General features: G+C 68.0%; 20 protein-coding genes. 10 read left to right on the forward strand and 10 right to left on the reverse strand.

Features of this window, described 5'->3' with window-relative positions; translation table 11 throughout:
• Window positions 1–76: 76 nt before the first annotated feature.
• The 5 genes from ABD104_RS07190 to cysS all read right to left on the reverse strand — a co-directional run bounded on the left by ABD104_RS07190 (window position 77) and on the right by cysS (window position 6,132).
• Complete coding sequence (locus ABD104_RS07190; RefSeq protein WP_087839295.1) at window positions 77–1,336, reverse strand: aspartate kinase; 1,260 nt, start codon at window positions 1,334–1,336, stop codon at window positions 77–79.
• A 171-nt stretch (window positions 1,337–1,507) separates the two neighbouring features.
• Entirely contained in the window at window positions 1,508–2,944 is a 1,437-nt protein-coding gene (gene tilS, locus ABD104_RS07195) for a tRNA lysidine(34) synthetase TilS (protein ID WP_343927330.1), read from the reverse strand.
• Window positions 2,913–3,881 carry an acetyl-CoA carboxylase carboxyltransferase subunit alpha gene (locus tag ABD104_RS07200; protein WP_087839293.1) on the reverse strand — a complete coding sequence of 323 codons (969 nt, stop codon included), beginning with the start codon at window positions 3,879–3,881 and terminating at the stop codon, window positions 2,913–2,915. Before ABD104_RS07200 ends, tilS begins: the two co-directional genes overlap by 32 nt.
• A 172-nt stretch (window positions 3,882–4,053) precedes the next feature.
• Window positions 4,054–4,716, reverse strand: coding sequence for a DNA-3-methyladenine glycosylase family protein (locus ABD104_RS07205; RefSeq protein ID WP_087839523.1), 663 nt, complete (start codon window positions 4,714–4,716; stop codon window positions 4,054–4,056).
• A 33-nt stretch (window positions 4,717–4,749) separates the two neighbouring features.
• Window positions 4,750–6,132 carry a cysteine--tRNA ligase gene (gene cysS / locus ABD104_RS07210; protein ID WP_132979962.1) on the reverse strand — a complete coding sequence of 461 codons (1,383 nt, stop codon included), beginning with the start codon at window positions 6,130–6,132 and terminating at the stop codon, window positions 4,750–4,752.
• 196 nt (window positions 6,133–6,328) lie between these two features.
• On the opposite strand from cysS, the gene ABD104_RS07215 reads away from it, so the two are divergent.
• The 4 genes from ABD104_RS07215 to ABD104_RS07230 all read left to right on the forward strand — a co-directional run bounded on the left by ABD104_RS07215 (window position 6,329) and on the right by ABD104_RS07230 (window position 9,015).
• Window positions 6,329–7,063 carry a tetratricopeptide repeat protein gene (locus tag ABD104_RS07215; protein ID WP_087839291.1) on the forward strand — a complete coding sequence of 245 codons (735 nt, stop codon included), beginning with the start codon at window positions 6,329–6,331 and terminating at the stop codon, window positions 7,061–7,063.
• Window positions 7,060–7,626, forward strand: coding sequence for a peptidylprolyl isomerase (locus tag ABD104_RS07220; RefSeq protein ID WP_087839290.1), 567 nt, complete (start codon window positions 7,060–7,062; stop codon window positions 7,624–7,626). Before ABD104_RS07215 ends, ABD104_RS07220 begins: the two co-directional genes overlap by 4 nt.
• Window positions 7,623–8,126, forward strand: coding sequence for a peptidylprolyl isomerase (locus ABD104_RS07225; RefSeq protein WP_087839289.1), 504 nt, complete (start codon window positions 7,623–7,625; stop codon window positions 8,124–8,126). Before ABD104_RS07220 ends, ABD104_RS07225 begins: the two co-directional genes overlap by 4 nt.
• Window positions 8,127–8,250: 124 nt before the next feature.
• On the forward strand, window positions 8,251–9,015 hold the full coding sequence (locus tag ABD104_RS07230) for a UDP-2,3-diacylglucosamine diphosphatase (RefSeq protein ID WP_279814240.1): 765 nt from the start codon (window positions 8,251–8,253) through the stop codon (window positions 9,013–9,015).
• A gap of 24 nt (window positions 9,016–9,039) precedes the next feature.
• On the opposite strand, the gene ABD104_RS07235 is transcribed toward ABD104_RS07230, so the two are convergent.
• The gene (locus ABD104_RS07235) at window positions 9,040–10,188 is read right to left on the reverse strand and encodes a PrpF domain-containing protein (RefSeq protein ID WP_087839287.1); all 1,149 of its coding nucleotides are present in this window, start codon (window positions 10,186–10,188) and stop codon (window positions 9,040–9,042) included.
• The gene (locus tag ABD104_RS07240; RefSeq protein WP_087839286.1) at window positions 10,175–10,945 is read right to left on the reverse strand and encodes an RNA methyltransferase; all 771 of its coding nucleotides are present in this window, start codon (window positions 10,943–10,945) and stop codon (window positions 10,175–10,177) included. Before ABD104_RS07240 ends, ABD104_RS07235 begins: the two co-directional genes overlap by 14 nt.
• Before the next feature lie 53 nt (window positions 10,946–10,998).
• On the opposite strand from ABD104_RS07240, the gene ABD104_RS07245 reads away from it, so the two are divergent.
• The 4 genes from ABD104_RS07245 to cls all read left to right on the forward strand — a co-directional run bounded on the left by ABD104_RS07245 (window position 10,999) and on the right by cls (window position 14,927).
• On the forward strand, window positions 10,999–11,814 hold the full coding sequence (locus ABD104_RS07245; RefSeq protein WP_087839285.1) for an inositol monophosphatase family protein: 816 nt from the start codon (window positions 10,999–11,001) through the stop codon (window positions 11,812–11,814).
• A 136-nt stretch (window positions 11,815–11,950) separates the two neighbouring features.
• The gene (locus ABD104_RS07250; RefSeq protein WP_087839284.1) at window positions 11,951–12,763 is read left to right on the forward strand and encodes an undecaprenyl-diphosphate phosphatase; all 813 of its coding nucleotides are present in this window, start codon (window positions 11,951–11,953) and stop codon (window positions 12,761–12,763) included.
• A gap of 128 nt (window positions 12,764–12,891) precedes the next feature.
• Window positions 12,892–13,479 (forward strand): GTP cyclohydrolase II, encoded by a 588-nt coding sequence (locus ABD104_RS07255; protein WP_087839283.1) that lies wholly within the window; start codon window positions 12,892–12,894, stop codon window positions 13,477–13,479.
• An 8-nt stretch (window positions 13,480–13,487) separates the two neighbouring features.
• Window positions 13,488–14,927, forward strand: coding sequence for a cardiolipin synthase (gene cls / locus ABD104_RS07260; protein ID WP_087839282.1), 1,440 nt, complete (start codon window positions 13,488–13,490; stop codon window positions 14,925–14,927).
• A 12-nt stretch (window positions 14,928–14,939) separates the two neighbouring features.
• Here the strand turns inward: cls and ABD104_RS07265 are convergent, their stop codons facing one another.
• Together ABD104_RS07265 and gshA are read right to left on the reverse strand one after the other, a co-directional pair.
• Window positions 14,940–16,604: a Na+/H+ antiporter gene (locus tag ABD104_RS07265; protein ID WP_087839281.1), complete on the reverse strand. Its 1,665-nt coding sequence runs from the start codon at window positions 16,602–16,604 to the stop codon at window positions 14,940–14,942.
• A 73-nt stretch (window positions 16,605–16,677) separates the two neighbouring features.
• On the reverse strand, window positions 16,678–18,291 hold the full coding sequence (gene gshA, locus ABD104_RS07270; RefSeq protein WP_343927331.1) for a glutamate--cysteine ligase: 1,614 nt from the start codon (window positions 18,289–18,291) through the stop codon (window positions 16,678–16,680).
• A gap of 289 nt (window positions 18,292–18,580) precedes the next feature.
• Here gshA and ABD104_RS07275 point away from each other — a divergent pair, with 289 nt between their 5' ends.
• Window positions 18,581–20,149 carry a gamma-glutamyltransferase family protein gene (locus tag ABD104_RS07275; RefSeq protein ID WP_343927358.1) on the forward strand — a complete coding sequence of 523 codons (1,569 nt, stop codon included), beginning with the start codon at window positions 18,581–18,583 and terminating at the stop codon, window positions 20,147–20,149.
• A gap of 111 nt (window positions 20,150–20,260) precedes the next feature.
• Window positions 20,261–20,674, forward strand: a complete 414-nt coding sequence (locus ABD104_RS07280) for a hypothetical protein (protein ID WP_140416867.1) — start codon at window positions 20,261–20,263, stop codon at window positions 20,672–20,674.
• A 63-nt stretch (window positions 20,675–20,737) separates the two neighbouring features.
• Here ABD104_RS07280 and ABD104_RS07285 read toward each other — a convergent pair whose 3' ends face one another.
• Window positions 20,738–22,036 (reverse strand): solute carrier family 23 protein, encoded by a 1,299-nt coding sequence (locus ABD104_RS07285; RefSeq protein ID WP_087839278.1) that lies wholly within the window; start codon window positions 22,034–22,036, stop codon window positions 20,738–20,740.
• Window positions 22,037–22,109 lie beyond the last annotated feature (73 nt).

A 22,109-nucleotide genomic window follows, 5' to 3' on the forward strand; every position in this document is an offset into this window, starting at 1 on the left:
CGAGGGGGGATCCAGCCGCTGGCGGCCGAAAAATTTGCAGTTTCCCCTCGCGGCCGGGTGCCCCGCGGCCCCGCTTTTACTGCGCGGCGCCCTGGTCCAGGCCGAACGCCTTGTGCAGCGCGCGCACGGCCAGTTCCATGTACTTGTCCTCGATGACCACCGAGGTCTTGATCTCGCTGGTGCTGATCATCTGGATGTTGATGCCCTCTTCCGACAGGGTCCGGAACATCAGGCTGGCGATGCCGGCGTGCGAACGCATGCCGATGCCGACGATGGAAACCTTGCAGACCTTGTCGTCGGACACGACTTCGCGCGCGCCGATGGCCTGGACCACCTTGCCGTTCAAGACGTCCAGCGCCTTCTTGAACTCGCCGCGGTTGACGGTGAAGGAGAAGTCGGTGGTGCCGGCGACGGACTGGTTCTGGACGATCATGTCGACGTCGATGTTGGCGTCGGCGATCGGGCCCAGGATGGAGAAGGCGATGCCGGGCTTGTCCGGCACGGCCACGACCGTGATCTTGGCTTCGTCCCGGCTGAATGCGATGCCGGATACAACGGCGGCTTCCATTTTCTCGTCTTCCTCAAAAGTAATCAGGGTGCCCGACTTCATTTCTTCGTCGAGCGAAATCATCGGATCGGTCAGCGACGACAGCACGCGGGTGGGCACGCGGTACTTGCCCGCGAACTCGACCGAGCGGATCTGCAGGACCTTGGAGCCCAGCGAGGCCATCTCCAGCATTTCCTCGAACGACACGACGTTCAGGCGCCGGGCCTCGGGCACGACGCGCGGGTCGGTGGTGTAGACGCCGTCGACGTCGGTGTAGATCAGGCATTCCGCGGCCTGGAGCGCGGCCGCGACGGCCACGGCCGACGTGTCCGAGCCGCCCCGGCCCAGGGTGGTGATGTTGCCGGCGTCGTCCACGCCCTGGAAACCGGTGACGATGACCACGCGGCCGGCATCGAGGTCGGCGCGGATGCGGGCATCGTCGATCGACGAGATGCGCGCCTTGGTATAGGCCGAGTCGGTGCGCACGGGCACCTGCCAGCCGGCGTAGCTGCGGGCGTCCACGCCCTGCGCCTTCAGCGCCATGGCCAGGAGACCCACGCTGACCTGCTCGCCGGTCGAGGCGATCATGTCGAGCTCGCGCGGATCGGGCTGTTCCTGGATTTCCTTGGCCAGGCCGATGAGCCGGTTGGTCTCGCCCGACATGGCCGAGGGGACCACCACGATCTGGTGCCCGGCCGCGTGCCATTTGGCCACGCGCCGAGCCACGTTCTTGATGCGCTCGACCGAGCCCATCGACGTACCGCCATACTTGTGAACGATTAGTGCCATTGTCTTGTGTCGCTTAACGCATGCTTGTGCCTGGGCTGCCGCGGAATGGCCTGCCAAGCCGGTTTGGCCAGGAAAAAGGCTAACCATAAATGGTAGCCCAGCTGCGCCAATTCCGCAAAACGGCGGGATGTTGCCACCCCGTCCCCCGGGGCGCGCGGACCTCGGCCGCCGTCAGGACGTCACGGTGGCGCCGGGATGGTCGGGCACCCATTCCAGGCGGATGCCCGGCGAAGCCTGCGGCAGCCGCGCGTCGGCGCCCAGCCCCGCGGCGTAGGCCATGATCTCGCCGCGGTACAAGAGCGGCAGTCGCTCGCGTTCCCAGGTGGGAATGCCCCGCTCCTGGTAGAGATTCTTCAGGCTACGGCTGGGGCTTTGCGCCGTCACCTTCAGCCGTTCGCGGCCCCGGCGCCAGCGCATGGTCAAGGCCGTGTTGCGCAGCCAGTCCGGGGCGATGCCCGACTCCTCGACCGCGAACACCAGCGTGCCGCCCATGGCCTCGAGCCGGATGGCGGGTTCGCCGGCCCATCTGAATTCCACACTGGCCGCCTGTACCGCCAGCGGCGCGCGCTCCCTGCTCTCCACGATGACATAATCCCGATAACGGCGCACCTGCCTGTCGCCATGGCGCAGCAACAACTGCCTGTCGTGCGCCGCGTCCTGCAATTGCCTGGCCATTTCCCGCAAGCGGGCTTCCGGCGGCGCGGCCACATCGTGGCCGGCCAGCCAGAGCCGCAGCACCATCGCCCTGCGCGCGGGCCCCAGCCGGTTCAGTCCCGACAGGCGCAGCGCGCTGCCGTAGGGAGGACGCTGTTCCTGGATCGCGTCCAGGTCGGACTGCGCCACTTCCCTCAGCAAGGCCGCCGTCTCGGCGGACCGGCGCGCGTGGCGGTCCAGGGTATTGCGATACCCCGGCCAGTGGCGCTCGATGGCGGGCAGGATTTCCGCGCGCAGGATGCCCCGGGCGTAGCGGGCATCGAGGTTGCTGGGGTCCCGGACAGCCTCGAAACCGGTGCGCGCCGAATAGGCGTGCATGAACGCAAGTATCCGACTTCTGGGCACCGCAAGCCAGGGACGAAGGTAACGAATCCCATCCTTGCGGGTTTCCCCCGCCATCGCTCCCATGCCGTCGGTGCCCGCGCCCCGCAGCAGGCGCAGCAGCACGGTCTCGGCCTGGTCGTCCAGGTGATGGGCAAGCAGGATGGTGTCGATGCCGGTTTCGGCCGCCATGGCGGCCAGGGCGCGGTAGCGGGCCTCGCGCGCCGCGGCCTCGGTGCCGGCGGGATCGGCGGGATCCACCCGCACCCGGCGCACGTCCAGCGGCAGGCCCAGGCGAGCCGCCAGATCGGCCGCCAGTCCGGCCCAGGCATCCGCGTCGGGATGCAGGCCGTGGTGGACGTGGAACAGCCGCATTGCCAGGCCCCGCCGCGCGGCCCATTCGGCGGCCTTCACGGCCAGCGCGGCCGAATCGGGGCCGGCGCTCAAGGCTACGGCGAACCGCCCTTCCAACGGCGGCATGGCATCCAGCGCCCGGCCCAGCAGCTCGGACGCATGCAGGGCCGCTACGTCCGCGCCGGCGTCAGGACTGGACGGTTTCCTTGAAGCGGCCATAGGCCATGACCCGCTCGAGACGCGTGGTGACCAGGTCGCCGGCCTTGACGCCCTGGAACTGGCGCAGCGCGTCGGACAGGGCGCGCCGCAGCAGTTGGGCCATGTGCTTGGGATCGCGATGGGCGCCGCCGACGGGTTCGCTGACGATCTTGTCGACCAGGCCCAGCGCCTTCAGGCGATGCGCCGTGATGCCCAGCACTTCGGCGGCTTCGGAGGCCTTCTCCTGGCTGCGCCACAGGATGGACGCGCAGCCTTCGGGCGAGATGACCGAGTAGGTGGCGTATTGCAGCATCAGCACGCAATCGGCCACCGCGATGGCCAGCGCCCCGCCGGAACCGCCTTCGCCGATGATGGTCGTGATGATGGGAACCTGCAGTTCGGCCATCGCATACAGGTTGTGGCCGATGGCCTCGGACTGTCCGCGGGCCTCGGCGTCGATGCCGGGATAGGCCCCCGGGGTGTCGACGAAGGTGAAGACCGGCAGGCCGAACTTCTCGGCCAGGCGCATCAGCCTCAGGGCCTTGCGATAGCCCTCGGGCCGCGGCATGCCGAAGTTGCGTGCCGCGCGCTCCTTCGTGTCCCGCCCCTTCTGGTGGCCGATGACCATGCACGGCATGCCGTTGAACCGCGCCATGCCGCCCACGATGGAACGGTCGTCGGCGAACATGCGGTCGCCATGCAATTCATGGAAATCGGTGAAGATGTCCCGCACGTAGTCCAGCGTGTAGGGGCGCTGCGGATGACGCGCCACCAGGGCGGTCTGCCACGGCGTCAGCTTGGAATAGATATCCTTGGCCAGCGCCTGGCTTTTCTGCTGCAGCCGGCTGATCTCCTCGGAGATATCGACGGCGGAATCGGCCTGCACGAAGCGCAGTTCCTCGATCTTGCCCTCGAGCTCGGCCAGCGGTTGTTCGAATTCAAGAAATGCGTTGCGCATCAGGCCCTCCCAAGGGGCAGCGGACGCCCAGGCGTCCAACTTCGTTCATCACCAACTCAATCACTCCAACCCCCCCACCCACCCGGTGTGCAGACCCAGGATGCGGTGGATCCGGCTCCGCCGGTCCACCCGCATCGCCCCCCGGGGGGCGCGCGTCAGCGCGTAGGGGGGGCTATAAACTTTTCCACAAATACCACGTCGCCACCGTGCACCACGGCTTCCAGGCCTGGGCCACTTCCCTGGCCTCGAAGCGCGACACGGGCTCGCCGCTGAAATAGTGCAGCGAAATGGCGCGCAGCAGCCCCGGGTCGTCCAGCGGCAGAATATCCGGCCGCCGCAGATTAAAAATCAGGAACATGTCCGCTGTCCAGCGACCGATGCCACGAATCGCGGTCAATTCGGCGATCACGGCCTCGTCGTCCATCTCCGTCCACTGGTCGGGATGCACCAGGCGCTGCTGGAAATGGGCGGCCAGGTCCAGCAGGTATTCGGCCTTGCGCTGCGACAGGCCGGCCTCGCGCAGGCCGGCCAGGCCCAGCTTGCCGACCACCCCGGCGGTGACGCGGCGGCCGCAGGCGGCCAGGCAGCGCTCCCAGGCGGCATCGGCGGCCTTGGTCGAGATCTGCTGGCCGATGATGGCGCGCGCCAGCGTCACGAAAGGCTCGCCCTGCGTCGCGAGGTGGACCTCGGGATGCAGGGGGATCAGTTTCTTGAGGATACGGTCGCGCTTGAGCAGGTGCGCGACCGCGGCGTCCCAGTACGGGGGCTTGTCGGTGCCGGCGAAAGAGACGGCGGGCACGGACCCTCCCGGCTCGGCCGTGGCATGGAGCTTCATGTTCAACATCTGGTGTTCAGCGATTCGCGGCACTCAGGCTCGACGCCAGACGGTCACGCCACCCGGCTTGTCCTCGAGGACGATGCCGTCGGCCAGCAGTTCGGCGCGGATGCGGTCGGCCGCCGCGAAGTCCTTGTCCTTCTTGGCCTGCGCCCGTTGGGCGATGCGAGCCTCGATGTCCGCCGCGCCGCCGTCCTCGTCGGCCGCCTTGCCCTGCAGGAAGGCGCGCGGCTCCTGCTGCAGCAATCCCAGCAGGCCGCCCAGGGCCTTGAGCTGGCCCGCGGCGCGGGGTGAGGCCGTCTTGTTGACCTCGGCTGCGAGGTCGAACAGCACGGCGATGGCTTCCGGGGTATTGAAATCGTCGTCCATGGCGGCCCGGAAGGCTTGCCCGGAGGGGTCGTCCCAGTCGGCGCCCAGCGCGTCGGGCTCGGCATTGCCCAGCGCGGTGTAGAGCCGCGTCAGCGCGGCCCGGGCATCGGCCAGGTTGTCCGCGGCATAGTTCTGCGGACTGCGGTAGTGGCTGCGGACGACGAAATAGCGGACCACCTCGGCGTCGTAGTGCTTGAGCGTGTCGCGCACGGTGAAGAAGTTGCCCAGCGACTTGGACATCTTCTCGGCATCGACCATGAGCGGACCGCAGTGCATCCAGGCGTTGGCCAGCGTGCCGCCGTAGGCGCCTTCGCTCTGCGCGATCTCGTTCTCGTGGTGGGGAAACTTCAGGTCGGGCCCGCCGCCATGGATGTCGAGCGGCATGCCCAGCAATTCACGGCTCATGGCCGAGCATTCGATGTGCCAACCCGGGCGTCCCGGCCCGTAGTCCGACTCCCAGCGGGACTCGGGCGGTTCGGAGGGCTTGGCGGCCTTCCACAGGACGAAATCCAGCGGATCGCGCTTGGACGCGTCCACCTGCACCCGTTCGCCGGCCCGCAGGTCGTCCAGCGACTTGCCGGACAGCTTGCCGTAGCCGGGAAACTGGCGCACGGCATAGTTGACGTCGCCGTCGTCGGCACGGTAGGCCAGGCCCTTGTCCTCGAGCAGGCGCACGATCTCCAGCATCTTGCCCACGTGCTCGGTCGCGCGCGGCTCGAAGTCCGGCGGCTGCACGCCCAGCGCCTTCTCGTCCTCGTGCATGGCATCGATGAAGAAGCCGGTAACCTCGGAAATGCGCTTGCCGGTCTCGACCGCCTTGCGGATGATCTTGTCGTCGATGTCGGTAATATTGCGGACGTAGGTGACCCGGTAGCCGCTGGCGCGCAGCCAGCGCTGCACCACGTCGAAGCTGATCAGCATGCGCGCATGGCCGAGGTGGCAATAGTCATATACCGTCATGCCGCAGACATACATGCGCACGCACCCCGGTTCCACCGGTTGGAAAGGTTGCTTGGCACGAGCGAGCGTATTGTAGATATGGAGCATGGGTAGGACCACCCCCTACGCGCTTCGCGCGCCCCCTCGAGGGGGCGGCACTGGCGGACCGGCAAAGCCGGATCCGCTGTGCCCTGGGCCGAGCAGAGGGTATCGGGGCGCGCGTTGCGCTTTGGGCTATTAGAATGGCGATTATATCAACTGGACGGAGCGGCCCTGGCCGCTCCTCATCTGCGGGCAGAATCGTTTGACCACGAACCACGTACCTATCTTCCGCCTGCGCGGGGGTGCGGGCCGCGCGGCGGCCCTGGCGGGCGTCCTGGCGCTGGGCATCGCGCTGGCGCCCGCCCCGCTTCCCGCCCAGACCACCACGGCCACGCCGCCGGTGCTGGCGCCGTCCTCCGATGGCGATCAGGCCATCCCCTGGCTCAGCAACCTGCTCGAGGCCCTCAAGCCCGGCGTCGACACCCGCCTGCCCGAATCGAGCCGCGCCCTGGCGCAGCGGCTGGAGCGCCAGCTGGACGAAGGCAAGGCCGCCCAGACCCTGGCCGAGATCGACCAGCACCTGGCCGCCGACACGCAGAAGTCGCCCGACGCCACCAACGCGCAGTTGCTCTTCCTGAAGGGCCGCGCGCTGAACCTGCTGGGCCGCCGCGACGAGGCCAAGGCCATCTATCGCGACATGACCGAACGCTTCCCCGAGCTGCCCGAGCCCTGGAACAACCTGGCCGCGCTGGAGGTGGCCGACGGCCGGCTGGACCAGGCCAAGGTGGCCCTGGAGATGGCCATCCGCACCGACCCGAACTACGCCGTCGCGCGCGAGAACCTGGGCGATTTGTATATCATGCTGGCGGCGCGCTCATACGGCACGGCCACCAAGCTGAATCCGCGCGACGCCGGCGCGAGCCAGAAGGAAACCGAGACCCGGAAACTCCTGGAGCCGCCGGCGTCCTCCGAACCTCCCCCCAGGACACCCCGATGAAACTGCTTTTCTCCAGCCTGGCGCTGGCTGCCGCGCTGGCTTCGCCGGCCGCGCTTGCCGCGCCGCAGGTCGCGTTGCAGACCTCCATGGGCCGCATCGTGCTCGAACTGGACGAGGCGCGCGCGCCCGCCACCGTCGCCAATTTCCTGCAGTACGTGCGCGAGGGCCACTACGACGGCACGATCTTCCACCGCGTCATCAACGGCTTCATGATCCAGGGCGGCGGCATGACCGCCGACATGAAGGAAAAGCCCACGCGCCCCGGCATACGTAACGAAGCCTCAAATGGCTTGAAAAACACGGCCTATACCGTGAGCATGGCCCGTACGCCCGACCCGCACTCGGCCTCGGCGCAGTTCTTCATCAACGTTGCCGACAACGACTTCCTGAACTATCGCGAGCCCACGACCCGAGGCTGGGGCTACGCGGTATTCGGCAAGGTGGTACAGGGCAAGGAAGTGGTCGACAAGATCAAGGCCGTACCCACCGCCACGCGGGGCCAGAACGAAGGCGTCCCGCTACAACCCATCGTGATCCAAAAAGCTGAGGTCCTGAACAAATGACTACCCGCGTCAACCTGCACACCAACCACGGCCTGATCGGCCTGGAACTGGACGGCGAGAAAGCCCCCAAGACCGTCGAGAACTTCGTCTCCTACGTCAAGAGCGGCCACTACGACAACACGATCTTCCACCGTGTCATCAACGGCTTCATGATCCAGGGCGGCGGCTTCGAGCCCGGCATGTCGCAGAAGCCCACCCAGGCCCCGATCGAGAACGAGGCCGCCAACGGCCTGAAGAACGACCGCTATACCGTCGCGATGGCGCGCACCAACGCCCCGCACTCGGCTTCGGCGCAGTTCTTCATCAACGTCGCCAACAACGACTTCCTGAACTTCAGTTCGCCCACGCCGCAGGGCTGGGGCTACGCCGTGTTCGGCAAGGTCGTCGAGGGCGCCGACGTGGTCGACAAGATCAAGGGCGTGAAGACCGGCAGCCGCGCCGGCCACCAGGACGTGCCCGTCGAGGACGTGGTCGTCACCAAGGCAGAAGTCGTCCAATAACGCCACGGGCCGGGGCCGGCGGCGAAGCGCCCGCTTCCCGAACCGGCCGGCAGCCGGCCCGGCCCCATCGAGAGTTTCCGTGACCGGCTCCCCTCTTCCCGGGACATCCGCTTCCCATTCCGTCCTGACTTTCTCCGGCCCCGTCTGGCTGGCATCCGACATGCACCTGGGCCCCGACGGGCCCGCCACGCGCGAAGCCTTCCTGGCCTTCCTGCAGGCCGCGGCCGACGGCGCCTGTGCCCTGCTGCTGCCGGGCGACATCTTCGACGCCTGGGTGGGCGATGACGAGATCGACGCCCCCGCGCCGTGGCTGCAGTCCGTCCTGGACGGACTGCGGGCCGCGTCCGCGCAGATTCCGGTCCATCTCGGACCTGGCAACCGCGATTTCCTGATGGGCAAGCGCCTGGCCGAGGCCACCGGCACCCGCCTGCTGCCCGAACCGGTCGTGCTGCGCACCGACGGCGGCGAGTTCCTGCTGTCGCACGGCGATGCCCTTTGTACCGACGACGTGGAATACCAGCAGTTCCGCGCCATGGTGCGCAATCCGCAATGGCAGGCGCAGTTCCTGGCCCAGCCGCTGGCGGCCCGCCAGGCCATCGCCCGGCAGATGCGCGAGCGCAGCATGGCCGAGAAGAGCCGCAAGGCGGCCGACATCATGGACGTGAACCAGCAGGCCGTGGAAGGCGCGCTGCGCGCCCACGGCGTCACCCGCATGATCCATGGCCACACGCACCGGCCCGGCCGGCAGGTGTTCGAGCTGAACGGCCGGCGGTGCGAGCGCTGGGTGCTGCAGGACTGGGACCTGGACGATGCGGCCGATCCGCGCGGCGGCTGGCTGGCGATCGACCAGGACGGCCCCGTCTACCACGACATCGCGCTGGACGACTAAACCGGCGCGCGCTCCCCCGGGGCCTCAGAACAGGCGGCCCGGGCCGGCGGGCACGTGCACCCAGCCGCTCATCAGGCAGCGCGCCGTACGGGACACCGTGGCGCGTTCCAGCCCCCACCCGTTCCCGTTGCTGACCACGGTCGCCCAGGCGGCCTGTACCCCGCTGGCGTGGCCGATCCGGGTCGCCACGCCGGGCAGCGTGCGCGCCACCTGCGATACCACCGATCCGGGCACCGCGGCGGCCACCGCCAGCGAAATCGCGCCGCGGGTGCCGAAGCCGCGCTGCATGCGCCCTTCCGCCATGCTCCGCGCGAGCACGTCGATACTGTCGCGCGAGACGTCGCCGCCCCCCGCCGCCTTGTACGACATGGGCGGCGCCACCCAGACCAGCCTGGGCAGCGCGGCGCCGGGTTTTTCGGCTCGCGCGCGGGACATCAGCCCCATGGCCACCGCCCCCGCTATCCGCACCGACTCCAGCCGGGCGAGCGTCTTGGCGTCGCGATTGAAGGTATCGGGCTTCTCGCGGCCATGGAGCCCGAGGTCCGAGGCGCGCGCGAAGATCGTTGCCTCGTCGGTCCGGACCAGGCTGACCGGCAAGGGGGCCATGCCCTCGACCTCCAGCACGTCCTGCACGCGCCCCGTGGGAAGCAGGCTGGCCGCGCCATCGTCGATGAAATCCAGCCGCACCTCGGCGGCGGGAAAGGGCACGCCGTCCTCGGTGAAGACGCCGTCTTCCAGCACTTCCCCGCCGCGGACCTCGACGTGGGCCGCCAGCCATCGTCCGGGATGCGGCTGCCAGATGCGTACCACCGTCGTACCCTCGCGGGCCGGGACCAGTCCCTGCTGGATGGCGTACGGCCCCACGGCCACGGCCAGGCTGCCGCCGTTGGTGGACCAGTCGATGACCGGACGGTCGATGGCGACCTGCCCGCAGCGGTATTCCACGTCGCAATCGTCGCGGCTGGAAGCGTCCACCACCACCACCTTGCTGGTGGACGGGCTGGCCCCGCCCATGCCGTCGGTCTGGCGGGAATACGGATCGGGGCTGCCCAGCACCCGCAGCAGCACGCGGTCGCGCTGCTCGGGGTCGCGGGGCAGGTCCCGGGCATTGAAGAACACGCCCTTGCTGGTTCCCCCGCGCATGTAGACGGCGGGAATCTTAAGAACTGCCATGGGGAATCTTTCGGGATTGCGCGATCATTGCGGTACATACGCCCCGCAACAGGTCCGTTTCCTCGCGGCTCAGGCCGGAACGGGCGAAAAGGTGGCGCATGCGCGGCATCAGCTTCTTGGGATGCCGGGGATCCAGGTAGCCGACCGCGATCAGGGCCTGCTCCCAATGAGCCAGCAGCGCTTCCACCGCTTCGCCCGAGGCCGGCTCGGCGCGCGGGCCGGCCACCGCCAGCGCCTCGGCCCCCAGCAGCGCGTAGCGCAGCTCGTAGGCGGCCAGTTGCAAGGCCTGCGCGACATTGAGCGACGAATATTCAGGGTTGGCGGGAATGTGGCAGATCCGGTGGCACATTCCCACCTGTTCGTTGGTCAGGCCCGAACGCTCGGTACCCAGCACGATCGCCGCCTGGACCCCGTCCTGCCCGTCCGCGCTGCCGGCCAGGTGCTCGCGCACCAGTTCGGCGGCCTGCCGCATGTCGCAGGCCGGCGGGCCGAGGTCGCGGTGGCGGGCGGTCATCGCGAACGCCATGGTCACGGGCGCCAGGGCTTCTTCCAGGGTGTCGCAGACGCGCGCGGCCGCCAGCACGTCGGTGGCGCCGCTGGCCAGCGCGATCGCCTCCGGATGGGCCGGCGTATCGGGAATTCGCGGGTTGACCAGCACCAGGCGGGCGAACCCCATGGTCTTGATCGCCCGTGCCGCGGACCCCACATTTCCGGGGTGGCTGGGTTCGACCATGACGAAACTGACTCGGGAAAGCATGTGTCCTTTAAACTAGAGGGGTTTCACCAATTCCCAGCCCTATCGGCTCTCTTATGCATCCCATGCTCAACACCGCCGTCAAGGCGGCCAGGCGCGCCGGCGCCATCATCAATCGCGCCAGCCTGGACCTCGATCTGGTCAAGGTGTCTCAGAAGGGACCGGGCGATTTCGTCACCGAAGTCGACAAAGCTGCGGAAGCGGCCATTGTTGAGATTTTGAAGACGGCCTACCCCGACCACGGAATTCTAGCCGAAGAGTCCGGCGAGGCCCCGGGCGCCGCCGACGCCAACGGCCAGCAGGAAAACCTCTGGATCATCGATCCGCTGGACGGCACGACCAACTTCATCCACGGCATGCCGGTCTACGCGGTCTCGATCGCGCTGATGCAGCGCGGCCAGGTCACCCAGGCCTGCGTCTTCGATCCGTCCCGCAACGAGCTGTTCACCGCCACCCGCGGCGCCGGCGCCTTCCTGAACGACCGGCGCATCCGCGTCTCGCGCCGCACCCGCATGCCCGAGACCCTGATCGGCACCAGCTTCGCGCCGGACCCCAGCGGCAAGCGGCTGGCGCTGTGGACCAAGACCTTCGGCCAGATCTCGGCCACCACCTCCGGCGTGCGCCGCCAGGGGTCTTCGGTACTGGACCTGGCCAACGTCGCGGCGGGCCGGCTCGACGGCTACTACGGCTGCGGCCTGAAGCCCTGGGACCTGGCCGCGGGCAGCCTGCTGATCCTCGAGGCCGGCGGCCTGATCGGCGACTTCGATGGCGAACAGGGCTGGATGCAGAACGGCGAAGTCGTCGCCGCCACCCCCAAGGTCTTCCCCCAGCTCCTGTCCCTGCTGGAACCGCTCAAGGAAGCAAGGGGCTGAAACACCCTCCTCCAGGCCTGCCCGCCGCCGGTTCTACAATGGCACCGGCCTCGCGGGTGCCTTGCCGGACCGGCTCCGGGCTCTCCAGCCGCCACCCGCGCCCATCCATCTCGTCCGCCCGCGGACGCCGACACTCATGACCGAAAACACGCTTTACCTGATCAAAGCCTTCTTCCTCGGCATCATCGAGGGCCTGACCGAATTCCTGCCCGTTTCCAGCACCGGACACCTGATCCTGGTGGGGGACTGGATCCACTTCTTCTCCGGGGATGCCAAGGTATTCGAAGTCGTCATCCAGTTCGGCGCCATCCTGGCGGTCATCTGGATCTTCCGCGAGAAGGTCGCCCACATCCTGGCTGGCATCCTGACCGGCGACAGGTTCTCGCTGAAGTTCGCGCGCAACATCATCATCGCCTTCCTGCCCGCGGCCATCGTCGGCGTGACCTTCCTGAAAGAAATCAAGACGGTGCTGTTCACCCCCGGGGTGGTCGCGACGACCCTGATCATCGGCGGCATCATCATCCTGTTCGTCGAGCGCAAGCCCCAGGGCGAGGTCAAGACCCAGAACATCAGCGAGATCACCGGTTTCCAGGCGCTGATGGTGGGACTGGCCCAGTGCCTGGCCATGATCCCCGGCACCTCGCGCTCGGGCGCCACCATCATCGGCGGCATGGCCGCCGGCCTCAAGCGCACCACCGCCACCGAATTCTCGTTCTTCCTGGCCATGCCCACGATGCTGGCAGCCTCGGTCTACGACGCCTGGAAGAACCATGAATCGCTGACCAGCAATGACGTCACCGCCATCGGCATCGGCTTCCTGGCGGCCTTCGTCGCCGCGCTGGTGGTGGTCCGGGCGCTGATGCGCTTCGTCGCCAACCATTCGTACCGGGTGTTCGGCTGGTATCGTATTGCCCTTGGAGCGGTCATCATCCTCTGGATGATGATCTAAGGGAGGACCACCCCCTACGCGCTTCGCGCGCCCCCTCAAGGGGACGGCACGGGCGGACCGGCGGAGCCGGATCCGCCGTGCCCTGGAAAATCCGGGACGCGTGCAGGGTGGCCTCAACAGGAATTAGCATGGTGACCATCAAGAACCGGGTTGTCGTTCCCCTTGAAGAGGGGGGGATTCCGCCGGAATTCATCACTTTCAACGGGTTCACGGAGGAGCACGTGGCCATCGTGTTCCCGCAGCTCAAGCCGGGCGGCACGCCGCCGCTGGTGCGCGTGCATTCGGAGTGCCTGACGGGCGATGTGTTCGGATCGCAGTTGTGCGATTGCGGCCCGCAGTTGCATGAGGCGCTGTCGTGCTTCTCGCGCGAGGGCGGGATCCTGTTGTACCTGCGCCAGGAAGGACGCGGCATCGGGCTGTACGCCAAGCTCTCGGCGTACGCCCTGCAAAAGAAGGGCCTGGACACCTTCGAGGCCAACCGGCACCTGAACCTGCCCGAGGATGCCCGCAGCTTCGAGCCCGCGGCGCAGATGCTCCAGGCGCTGGGCGTGGCGCGCATCCGGCTGCTGACCAACAATCCCGACAAGGCCAGCCAGCTCGAGGAACACGGCATCGACATCGAAAGCATCATCCCCACCGGGGTCTACCTGAACCCCAACAACCGCCGCTACCTCGAAGCCAAGGTGCGCCACAAGCAGCACACCATTCCCCTGTAGGTCGGCACATGGCCCAAGCCGACCTGCACCACCACCTGATCAATGCATGGTCCGTCGGCTGGGCGCTCTACATCGCCAGCGTCACGGTATGGATCGTGCTCCAGAGGCGCCCGCCCCTGTCGACGGTACTGTGGATATTGGTGCTGGCCCAACTGCCCTACATCGGCTATGCCGTCTACTATTTCTTCGGCCCCCAGCGCCTGAAGCGGCGGCGCCTGAAAAGGCTGCGCAGCCGCCTGCTGATCGCCAGCCAGACCGAACGCGCCCTGCTGCGCGAGCACGACCACGATACCCCGCCGCCGGTGGCGCGCATGGCGGCCCTGGCCCGCACCACCAGCGACATCCCACTGTCCTCGGCCACCGACGTGCGCCTGCTGGTGGGAGGCGAACAGACCTACGATGCGTTCATGGAGGCCATCGCCGGCGCACGCCACCACGTCCATCTGGAGTTCTACATCTTCAAGCCCGACCGCATCGGCACCGCGATCCGCGACCTGCTGATCGAGAAGGCACGCCAGGGAATCACGGTGCGGCTGCTGGTGGACGCCCTGGGCTCCGACCGCCTGGGCCGGCGCTTCCTGGCACCGCTGCGCGAGGCCGGGGCGCAGGTGGGCTTTTTCCATAACGTGCGCATCGGCCGCCGCTGGCGCCCCGTGACCAACTACCGCAATCACCGCAAGATCCTGATCTGCGACGGCAGGATAGGCTTCACGGGCGGGCTGAACGTCACCGACGACGAGGACGAGCGCGTGCGTCCCGACGCCTATCACGACGTGCACCTGCGCGTGGAAGGCGGGGCCGTGCGCTGGCTGCAGATGGTGTTCCTGGAGGACTGGGCCTACACCACCGGGCAGCGCACCGACGATTGCGAACTCGACACGCTGCTGCCCGAGGTGCCGGGTGGCCCGCACCAGTTGCAGATCCTGGTCTCCGGCCCCGACGATCCGCGCCAGTCCATCCACCGTACCCAGGTGGCGGCCATCCATGCGGCGACCGAGCGCGTGTGGCTGACGACAGCCTATTTCGTGCCCAGCGAAGCGGCATTGATGAGCCTGACCAGCGCCGCCCTGAAAGGCGTGGACGTGCGCCTGCTGGTGCCCCGGCGCAGCGACTCGCTGGTGGTGACCGCGGCCTCGCGCTCGTACTTCGACGAACTGCTGGAGGCGGGCGTCAAGATCTGGGAGTACCGGGACCGCATGCTGCACTCCAAGACGCTGCTAGTGGACGACACCTATTCGTTCATCGGCACGGCCAACTTCGACAACCGCAGCTTCGACCTGAACTTCGAGGTCACGGCCCTGGTCTACGGCGAGGACATGGCCCGCCAGCTGGGCCGGCAGTTCGAGCTCGACCTGCGCCATGCGGCCCGCGTCCCCAAGGACAGGCAATCGCCCTTCGTGCGCCGCCTGTTCGACGCCTCGGCGCGGCTGTTTTCGCCGATGCTGTAGGGCCTGCCGCCGTCAGTGCTTGCTGACCAACGGCCCGGACAGCCAGTTCTCGGCCAGGTCCACGTCGCGCAGCAGCACGGCGAACACGTCGTCGTCGATCAGGCGCGCATCGCGCAGCCGGTACAGCTCGGTGCGCTGGGCGTAGATCGCGGCCATGCGCAGGTCGCGTTCGAAATTGCGGTGCTGGTTGGCCCGTTGGGCGATCTCGGCCGTGTCGCTTTCGGCATCGATGCGGTTGCGGTAGATCTGGGCCAGCGTGGCGGCGATGTCGGCCAGCATGGCCTTCGCGTCGTCATCGGCCAGCTCCCTGTCCATGCGGGCCTGCGCCTGCTCCAGGCCGGCCTGCGCGGCCAGCGCCAGGCGCAGCCGCGCTTCGCGCTCTTCCTTTTCCTTCATGGTCTCGACCGGCGTCGGCACCTTGGGCAGCACCAGCGGCAGCAATGAGCTGCCCAGCAGCAGCGAGCACAGGATCACCCCCGTCGCCAGAAAGATCAGCAGGTCGCGGCCGGGAAACGGCACCCCGGCGGAGATCTCCAGCGGCACCGTCAGCACGCCCGCCATCGTGATCGAGCCGCGCACCCCGGACAGCGACGTGGTCAGGATCACCCAGGTGTTGACCTTGCGCACGGGAGAGCCCTGCAACAGCATGCGAAAGCTCTTCAGGTGGTAGGTGACCCAGACCCACAGGAAACGCAGCGCGATCAGCGCCACCGTGATCGCCACCACATAGGCGAACAGGTGCCAGACCGGCACGTTGCCCGCCTCCCTCGCGTCGGCATGCGCCAACCCGATGACGCTGGGCAGTTGCAGGCCCAACAGGATGAAGGTCATGCCATTGAACACGAATTCCAGCATGGACCAGACGCTGTTGCTCTGCAGCCGCATGGCCGACGACCCCTGCCCCGATTCGGTATAGGTCATGGCGATGCCCGCCGCCACGGCGGACAGGATGCCGGACACGCCGAAATGCTCGGCCACCAGGTAGGCCGCGAACGGCGTCAGCATCAGCAGCACGACTTGTATGGCCGGCTCGTCGTCGGTCCAGCGCGCCACCATCCTGCGGCCCAGGCTCAGCAGCCATGCCAGGGCGCCGCCCACGGCCAGGCCGCCCAGGGCGATGACGAGGAAGCTCAGGCTGGCCTGCCACAGCGAGAACGACCCGGTCAGGACCGCCGCGATCGCGAACTTGAAGGCCACCAGGCCCGAGGCGTCGTTCATCAGGCTCTCTCCTTCCAGCACGTGCTGCAGCTTGGGAGGAAGCCGGTTCTTGCCGACGATGGCCGATACCGCCACGGCGTCGGTGGGGGACAGCACCGCGCCCAGCGCGAAGGCGACGGGCAGCGAGATGGCGGGTATCAGCCAGTGGATGAAATAGCCCACGCCGACCACGGTGAAGATCACCAAGCCCAGCGCCAGGGCGAGAATCGGGCCGCGCAGCTGGTACAGCTGGCGCTTGGGAATGCGCCAGCCATCGACGAACAGCAGCGGCGGAATGAACAGCAGCAGGAACAGCTCGGGATCGAATCTCACCTTCAGGCCGAAGGCCGGTGCCGCCAACAGCGCGCCGATGGCGATCTGGAACAGGGGTAGCGGCAACCGTATCGGGGACAGCCTGGACACCACCCCCGACATCGCCACTGCCAGCAGCAGCATCAGCACAGTGAAGACGATTTGCATGGAAACACGGCCTGGCGAGGAAAACCGTCGTCAAGCCTACCACCAAACCGGACCGGACCCGGACCTTCCCCGGCTACTTGCCCAGCAGGCCGGCCTGGTACGCCGCCACGAACTGGCCGAAATCGCCCGTCTGCACGCGCTCCAGTTCGCGCTGTTCGGCCAGGGACTGTTCGGCCAGGGCACGAAAGCCCGCCAGTTGCTCGCCGGTGCAGGGCTGGGCGCGGAAGTGCTCCGCATGCTGCCGGCTCGTTTCCAGCATGAAGGCCTGGAACGTCATCCCGCTGGCGCGCAGGGCTTCGAGCACGCGGGCCGACGGCGTCAGCTCGGGCGCTTCGACCTTGGCGCGCTGCGCGGCCACCGAGGCCGCGTAACCGGTCTCGCCGTGGACCCGGTCGAGCAGGTCGGCACAGGCGGCGATGCGATCCAGCAATTCTTCGGCCCACGCACGCAGGCCGATCTCGCTGCCCTCGCGGTTCAGGACCAGGCCGGGCTGGCGGCCCCGCTTGACCACGGTCAGGAAGTTGTTGGCGCTGAGCCGGCAATGTCCGCCGTCGCCGAACAGCGGGCTTTCCTGCAGCGTGCAATACAGCAGGAAGGCATCCAGGAAGCGGCTGGTGGTCTCGTCCATGCCCACGGGCAGGAAGGGATCGATATCCATGCAGCGCACTTCCACGTACTGCACGCCGCGTTCGGCCAGCGCGCGCAAGGGCCGCTCGCCGCTTCGGGCGACGCGCTTGGGCCGGATGCTCGAATAGTATTCGTTCTCGATCTGCAGGATGTTGGTGTTGAGCTGCACCCACTCCCCATCGCGCACCGTGCCTATCTTCTCGTACTCGGGCCAGGGCGTGCTGACCGCTTCGTACAGGCGCGCGACGTAGGTCGACAGATCGTTGTAGCAGGGCTTCAGGCCGGCCTGGGCCTTGTTCTGGTAGCCCAGGTCGCTCATGCGCAGGCTGGTGGCATGAGGCAGATACAGCGTCTGGTCGTCCAGCCGCTCGAGCTGGTGCGGGCGGCCCTGCAGGAAATCGACCGACAGCGCCGGCGAGGCGCCGAACAGGTACATCAGCAGCCAGCTGTAGCGGTTGAAGTTGCGTATCAACCCGACGTAGCGGGCCGACTGGCGATCCTTGTCCGAGATCCCGGCGGGCTCGCCGGCGTCGGCCAGCGGCGGCCAGAGATCTTCCGAGAACGAGAAGTTGTAATGGATGCCGGCGATGCACTGCATGGCCTTGCCGTAGCGATAGGCCAGGCCGCGCCGGTACACGTGCTTGAGCATGCCGATGTTGGAAGTCCCGAACCACGCGATGGGAATGTCCTTCTCGGGCGGCAGGCCGCACGGCATGGACTGGTTCCACAACAGCTCGCCGCCCAGTTCGCCGTGGACGAAGCGATGGATGTCGCGCAGCTCGGCCAGCAGCGACTCGTGGCCGACGTGGGTGCCAGTGATCAGTTCGATCAGGGCTTCCGAATAGTCCGTGGTGATGCTCGGGTGCGTCAGCGCAGCGCCCAGCGCGGCCGGGTGCGGGGTCATCGCCAGGTGACCCTGGGGGTCGACGCGCAGGCTTTCTCGTTCGATGCCATGAAGCCTGCGGGCCAGCACGGCGCGATGCGCGGGCTGGTCCAGCAACGCCAGGCGGCGGTCTAGCAGATCACTCACGGATGTCCTTGAATTCGTACGGCCTCGCATGGCCGCGGCCGGCATGGGCGTGTTTATATCCCAATTGCCGCCCACGCGCCTACGCGGCAGGGCGGCACATTATAGGTGTGGGGCCGGATGCTCCTGGAATTCCCTTACAAGGCTGCGTTCTTTTCGTGGCTGCCGTAGCCAAGCATACCCCGGCCAGCCTTTCCCCCGCCGAGCCGGGGGAAATACCCCACGCTCCCGCGGTCTGGGCCACAATCACGCTTTCCACAGCCCACGGAATGCGTCGATGCCGCTCTCGTTCAGCCCCAACCCCGTACGCGGCAGCCGCGCCATGGCCGTCGCTCCGCACGCACTGGCCTCGCAAAGCGCGCTGGCCGTCATGCGCGAAGGCGGCAATGCCGTCGAGGCGATGATCGCGGCGGCGGCCACCATAGCGGTCGTCTATCCCCACATGAACAGCATCGGCGGGGATGGCTTCTGGCTGATCAGCCGCCCGGGCCAGCCGCCCTTGGCGCTGGAAGCCTGCGGCGCGGCGGCGGCCGCCGCCGACATCGCCTCGTACCGGGAGCGCGGCCTGGACGCGATCCCGTTCCGGGGCGGCCTGGCCGCCAACACGGTGGCCGGCACGGTATCGGGCTGGAATGCCGCCCACGAATGGTCCCGGCGCGAACTCGGCGGCCGCCTGCCGCTGGCCCGCCTGCTGGCGGACGCCGTCGACTACGCCCGCCGCGGCATGCCGGTCACCGCCAGCCAGGCCGCCTGCACCCAGGCCAAGCGCGAGGAACTCTCGGGCGTTCCGGGATTCGCCGACACCTTTCTTCCCGGCGGGGCGCCTCCCGCGGCCGGCGCCCTGTTCCGCCAGCCGCGGCTGGCCGATACCCTGGAACATCTGGCGCGCGCCGGCCTGGACGACTTCTACCGGGGCGAACTGGCCCAAGCCATGGCCCGCGATCTTGCCGACGCCGGCAGCCCGCTCGTGGCGGCCGACCTGGCCGCCCACCAGCCGGTCTGGAAGACGGCGCTGGTGCTGGAACACAGCCGCGGCAAGGTCTACAACGTCCCTCCTCCCACCCAGGGCCTGGTGTCGCTGCTTATCCTGGGCCAGCTGGACCGCCGCCTGCCCCGCGAACTGGATCCCGCCGGCGCGGACTACGTCCATCTTTGCGTCGAGGCGACCAAGCTGGCCTTCGGCGTGCGCGACGCCCACATCACCGACCCGGCGCACATGGATGTCGACCCCCAGTCCCTGCTGGCCCCGCGGGAATTGGACGCCATGGCCGCCAGGATCTCAGCGGACCGGGCCGCCCCGTGGGGCCAGGGCAAGGGGCCGGCCGATACGATATGGATGGGCGCGGTGGACGCCCAGGGCGTCGCGGTGAGCTTCATCCAGAGCATCTATCACGAGTTCGGCAGCGGCGTCGTGCTGCCCGGGTCGGGGGTCAACTGGCAGAACCGGGGATGCAGCTTCTCGCTCGACCCGCGATCGCGCAATCCGCTGATGCCCCGCCGCAAGCCCTTCCACACCCTGAATCCCGCCATGGCCCACCTGGCCGACGGGCGCACGCTGGTCTACGGCAACATGGGCGGCGACGGCCAGCCCCAGTCGCAAAGCGCCGTCTTCACCCGCATCGTGCACTTCGGCATGAATCCCCAGGCGGCGGTGGACGCACCCCGCTGGCTGCTCGGCCGTACGTGGGGGCAATCTTCGGACACCCTGAAACTGGAGTCGCGCTTCGACCAGGCCACGGCCGACGCGCTGCGGGCACGCGGACACGAGGTCGAGATGCTGCGCCCCTATGACGAGACCATGGGCCACGCCGGTGCGATCCTGCGCCAGGCCGACGGTACGCTCGAGGGCGGCGCGGACCCGCGCAGCGACGGCTCCGTGGCCGCATGGTAGAGGTGGCGCCGATTACCAACGGACAAGATTCCACGTAAAACCTTACACAGCGTGGCCGCGAAGCCGTCTAGATTGAAAAGCGTGGTGTTTTCGATCTACGAGGAGCACGCGATGAAGCATACCGACTACGCGGCGCGGCCCCCCCATGGGGGCGGCTTTTCTTCCCTGGGCCGTACCGGGATGAAACACTTCGCCCTGGCCATCGGCCTTGCCGGCTGCTGCGCCGTGGCATACGCCCAGCAGGCGCCGACGCGGGACCAGGCCACCCAGGCCCTGCAGAACGCCATGCAAAGGGAAATCCAGTCCATGAACAACCAGCAGGGCTTCGATAGCCCGTCGGCGACCAGCATGACCCGCTCGCTGGAGGTCAAGGCGCTGAACAACTGCAGCGCCTCGGGCTCCCAGAGCGTGACCTGCGACGTCACGACCAGCGCGGACGTCAAGGGCAACCGCCGCGAGGGTACCCACCGCTACGAGTTCTACCAGCAGGGAGGCCGCTGGGAGGCCAGGCTGCCGGCCTCCTGAGGTCGAGCCCGGCAGGACGCCGGCGCGGCCGTCATGCCTTGCGCATGCCGGCCGCGCTTGCGTTCAGCGCTTGCCGGCCCCTGCCAGCAAGGCGTTGAGCAGGATGGCGCCGAAGGTGGCGGTACCGATTCCGCCCAGCGCGAAGCCGCCGAAATGCAGGGTGAAATCGCCCGTGCCCAGTACCAGCGTGACCGCGGCCACGATGAGGTTGCGGTTGTCGGAGAAATCGACCCGGTTCTCGACCCAGATCCGCGCGCCGGCCACGGCGATCAGCCCGAACACCACGATGGAGACGCCGCCCAGCACCGGCCCCGGGATAGTCAGGATGACCGCGCCGAACTTGGGCGAGAATCCCAGCAGGACGGCGATCAGCGCGGCGATCACGAACACCAGCGTCGAATAGATGCGGGTGACGGCCATGACGCCGATGTTCTCGGCATAGGTGGTCAGGCCCGTGCCGCCCACGCTGCCCGACAGCATGGTGGCGACGCCGTCGCCGACGAAGGCGCGGCCCACGTAGCGGTCCATGTTGTAGCCGGTCATGGCGCTCACCGCCTTCAGGTGCCCCAGGTTCTCGGCCACCAGGATCACCGCCACCGGCGCGATCAGGATCATCGCATCCAGCTTGAACACCGGGGCGGTGAAGCGGGGCAGCCCGAACCACGCGGCCTGCGCGACCGGCGCGAAATCGATGGGCTTGCCCAGTCCCATGCCGTTGGTCAGCAACGCGTAGAGCACATAGGCGAGCAGCAGTCCGGCCAGGATCAGCAGGCGCTGCAGCATGCCGCGCGTGAAGACCGCGACGACGCCCACGCACAGCACGGTCGCCAGCGCCATCCAGGCGTCGAAGGAATTGGCGGTGACGCCCTTGACCGCGATGGGCGCCAGGTTCAGGCCGATGACGGCCACCACCGCGCCCGTGACCACGGGAGGCATGAAACGCTCGATCCAGCCCGCGCCGGAAGCCATCACCACCAGCCCGATCAGCGCGTAGACGACGCCGCAGGCGATGATGCCGCCCAATGCCACGGCGATGTTGCCGTTCAGCCCCGACCCGCCGTATCCCGTGACCGCGATCACCAGCCCGATGAAGGCGAAGCTGGACCCCAGGTAGCTGGGCACCCTGCCGCCGACCACCAGGAAGAACAGCAGCGTGCCGATGCCCGACATGAAGATCGCCAGATTGGGATCGAAGCCCATCAGGAGCGGCGCGAGCACCGTCGAGCCGAACATCGCGACCACGTGCTGCACCCCCATGGCCAGCATCTGCGGCCACGGCAGACGCTCGTCGGGCGCGATGACGCGCCCCCCCTCCAGGCTGCCCGGCTGTTCGCGCCAGGCCGGAAAGTATGAACCCGCCATAGATACACTCCCTCGCTTTGTTTTGATTTTTGCCCACATGGAGCAGCGCAAGTGTAGAGGTTCCACCGGCCCG

It is taken from the genome of Pigmentiphaga daeguensis, from assembly GCF_039523035.1.
Taxonomy (GTDB): domain Bacteria; phylum Pseudomonadota; class Gammaproteobacteria; order Burkholderiales; family Burkholderiaceae_B; genus Pigmentiphaga; species Pigmentiphaga daeguensis.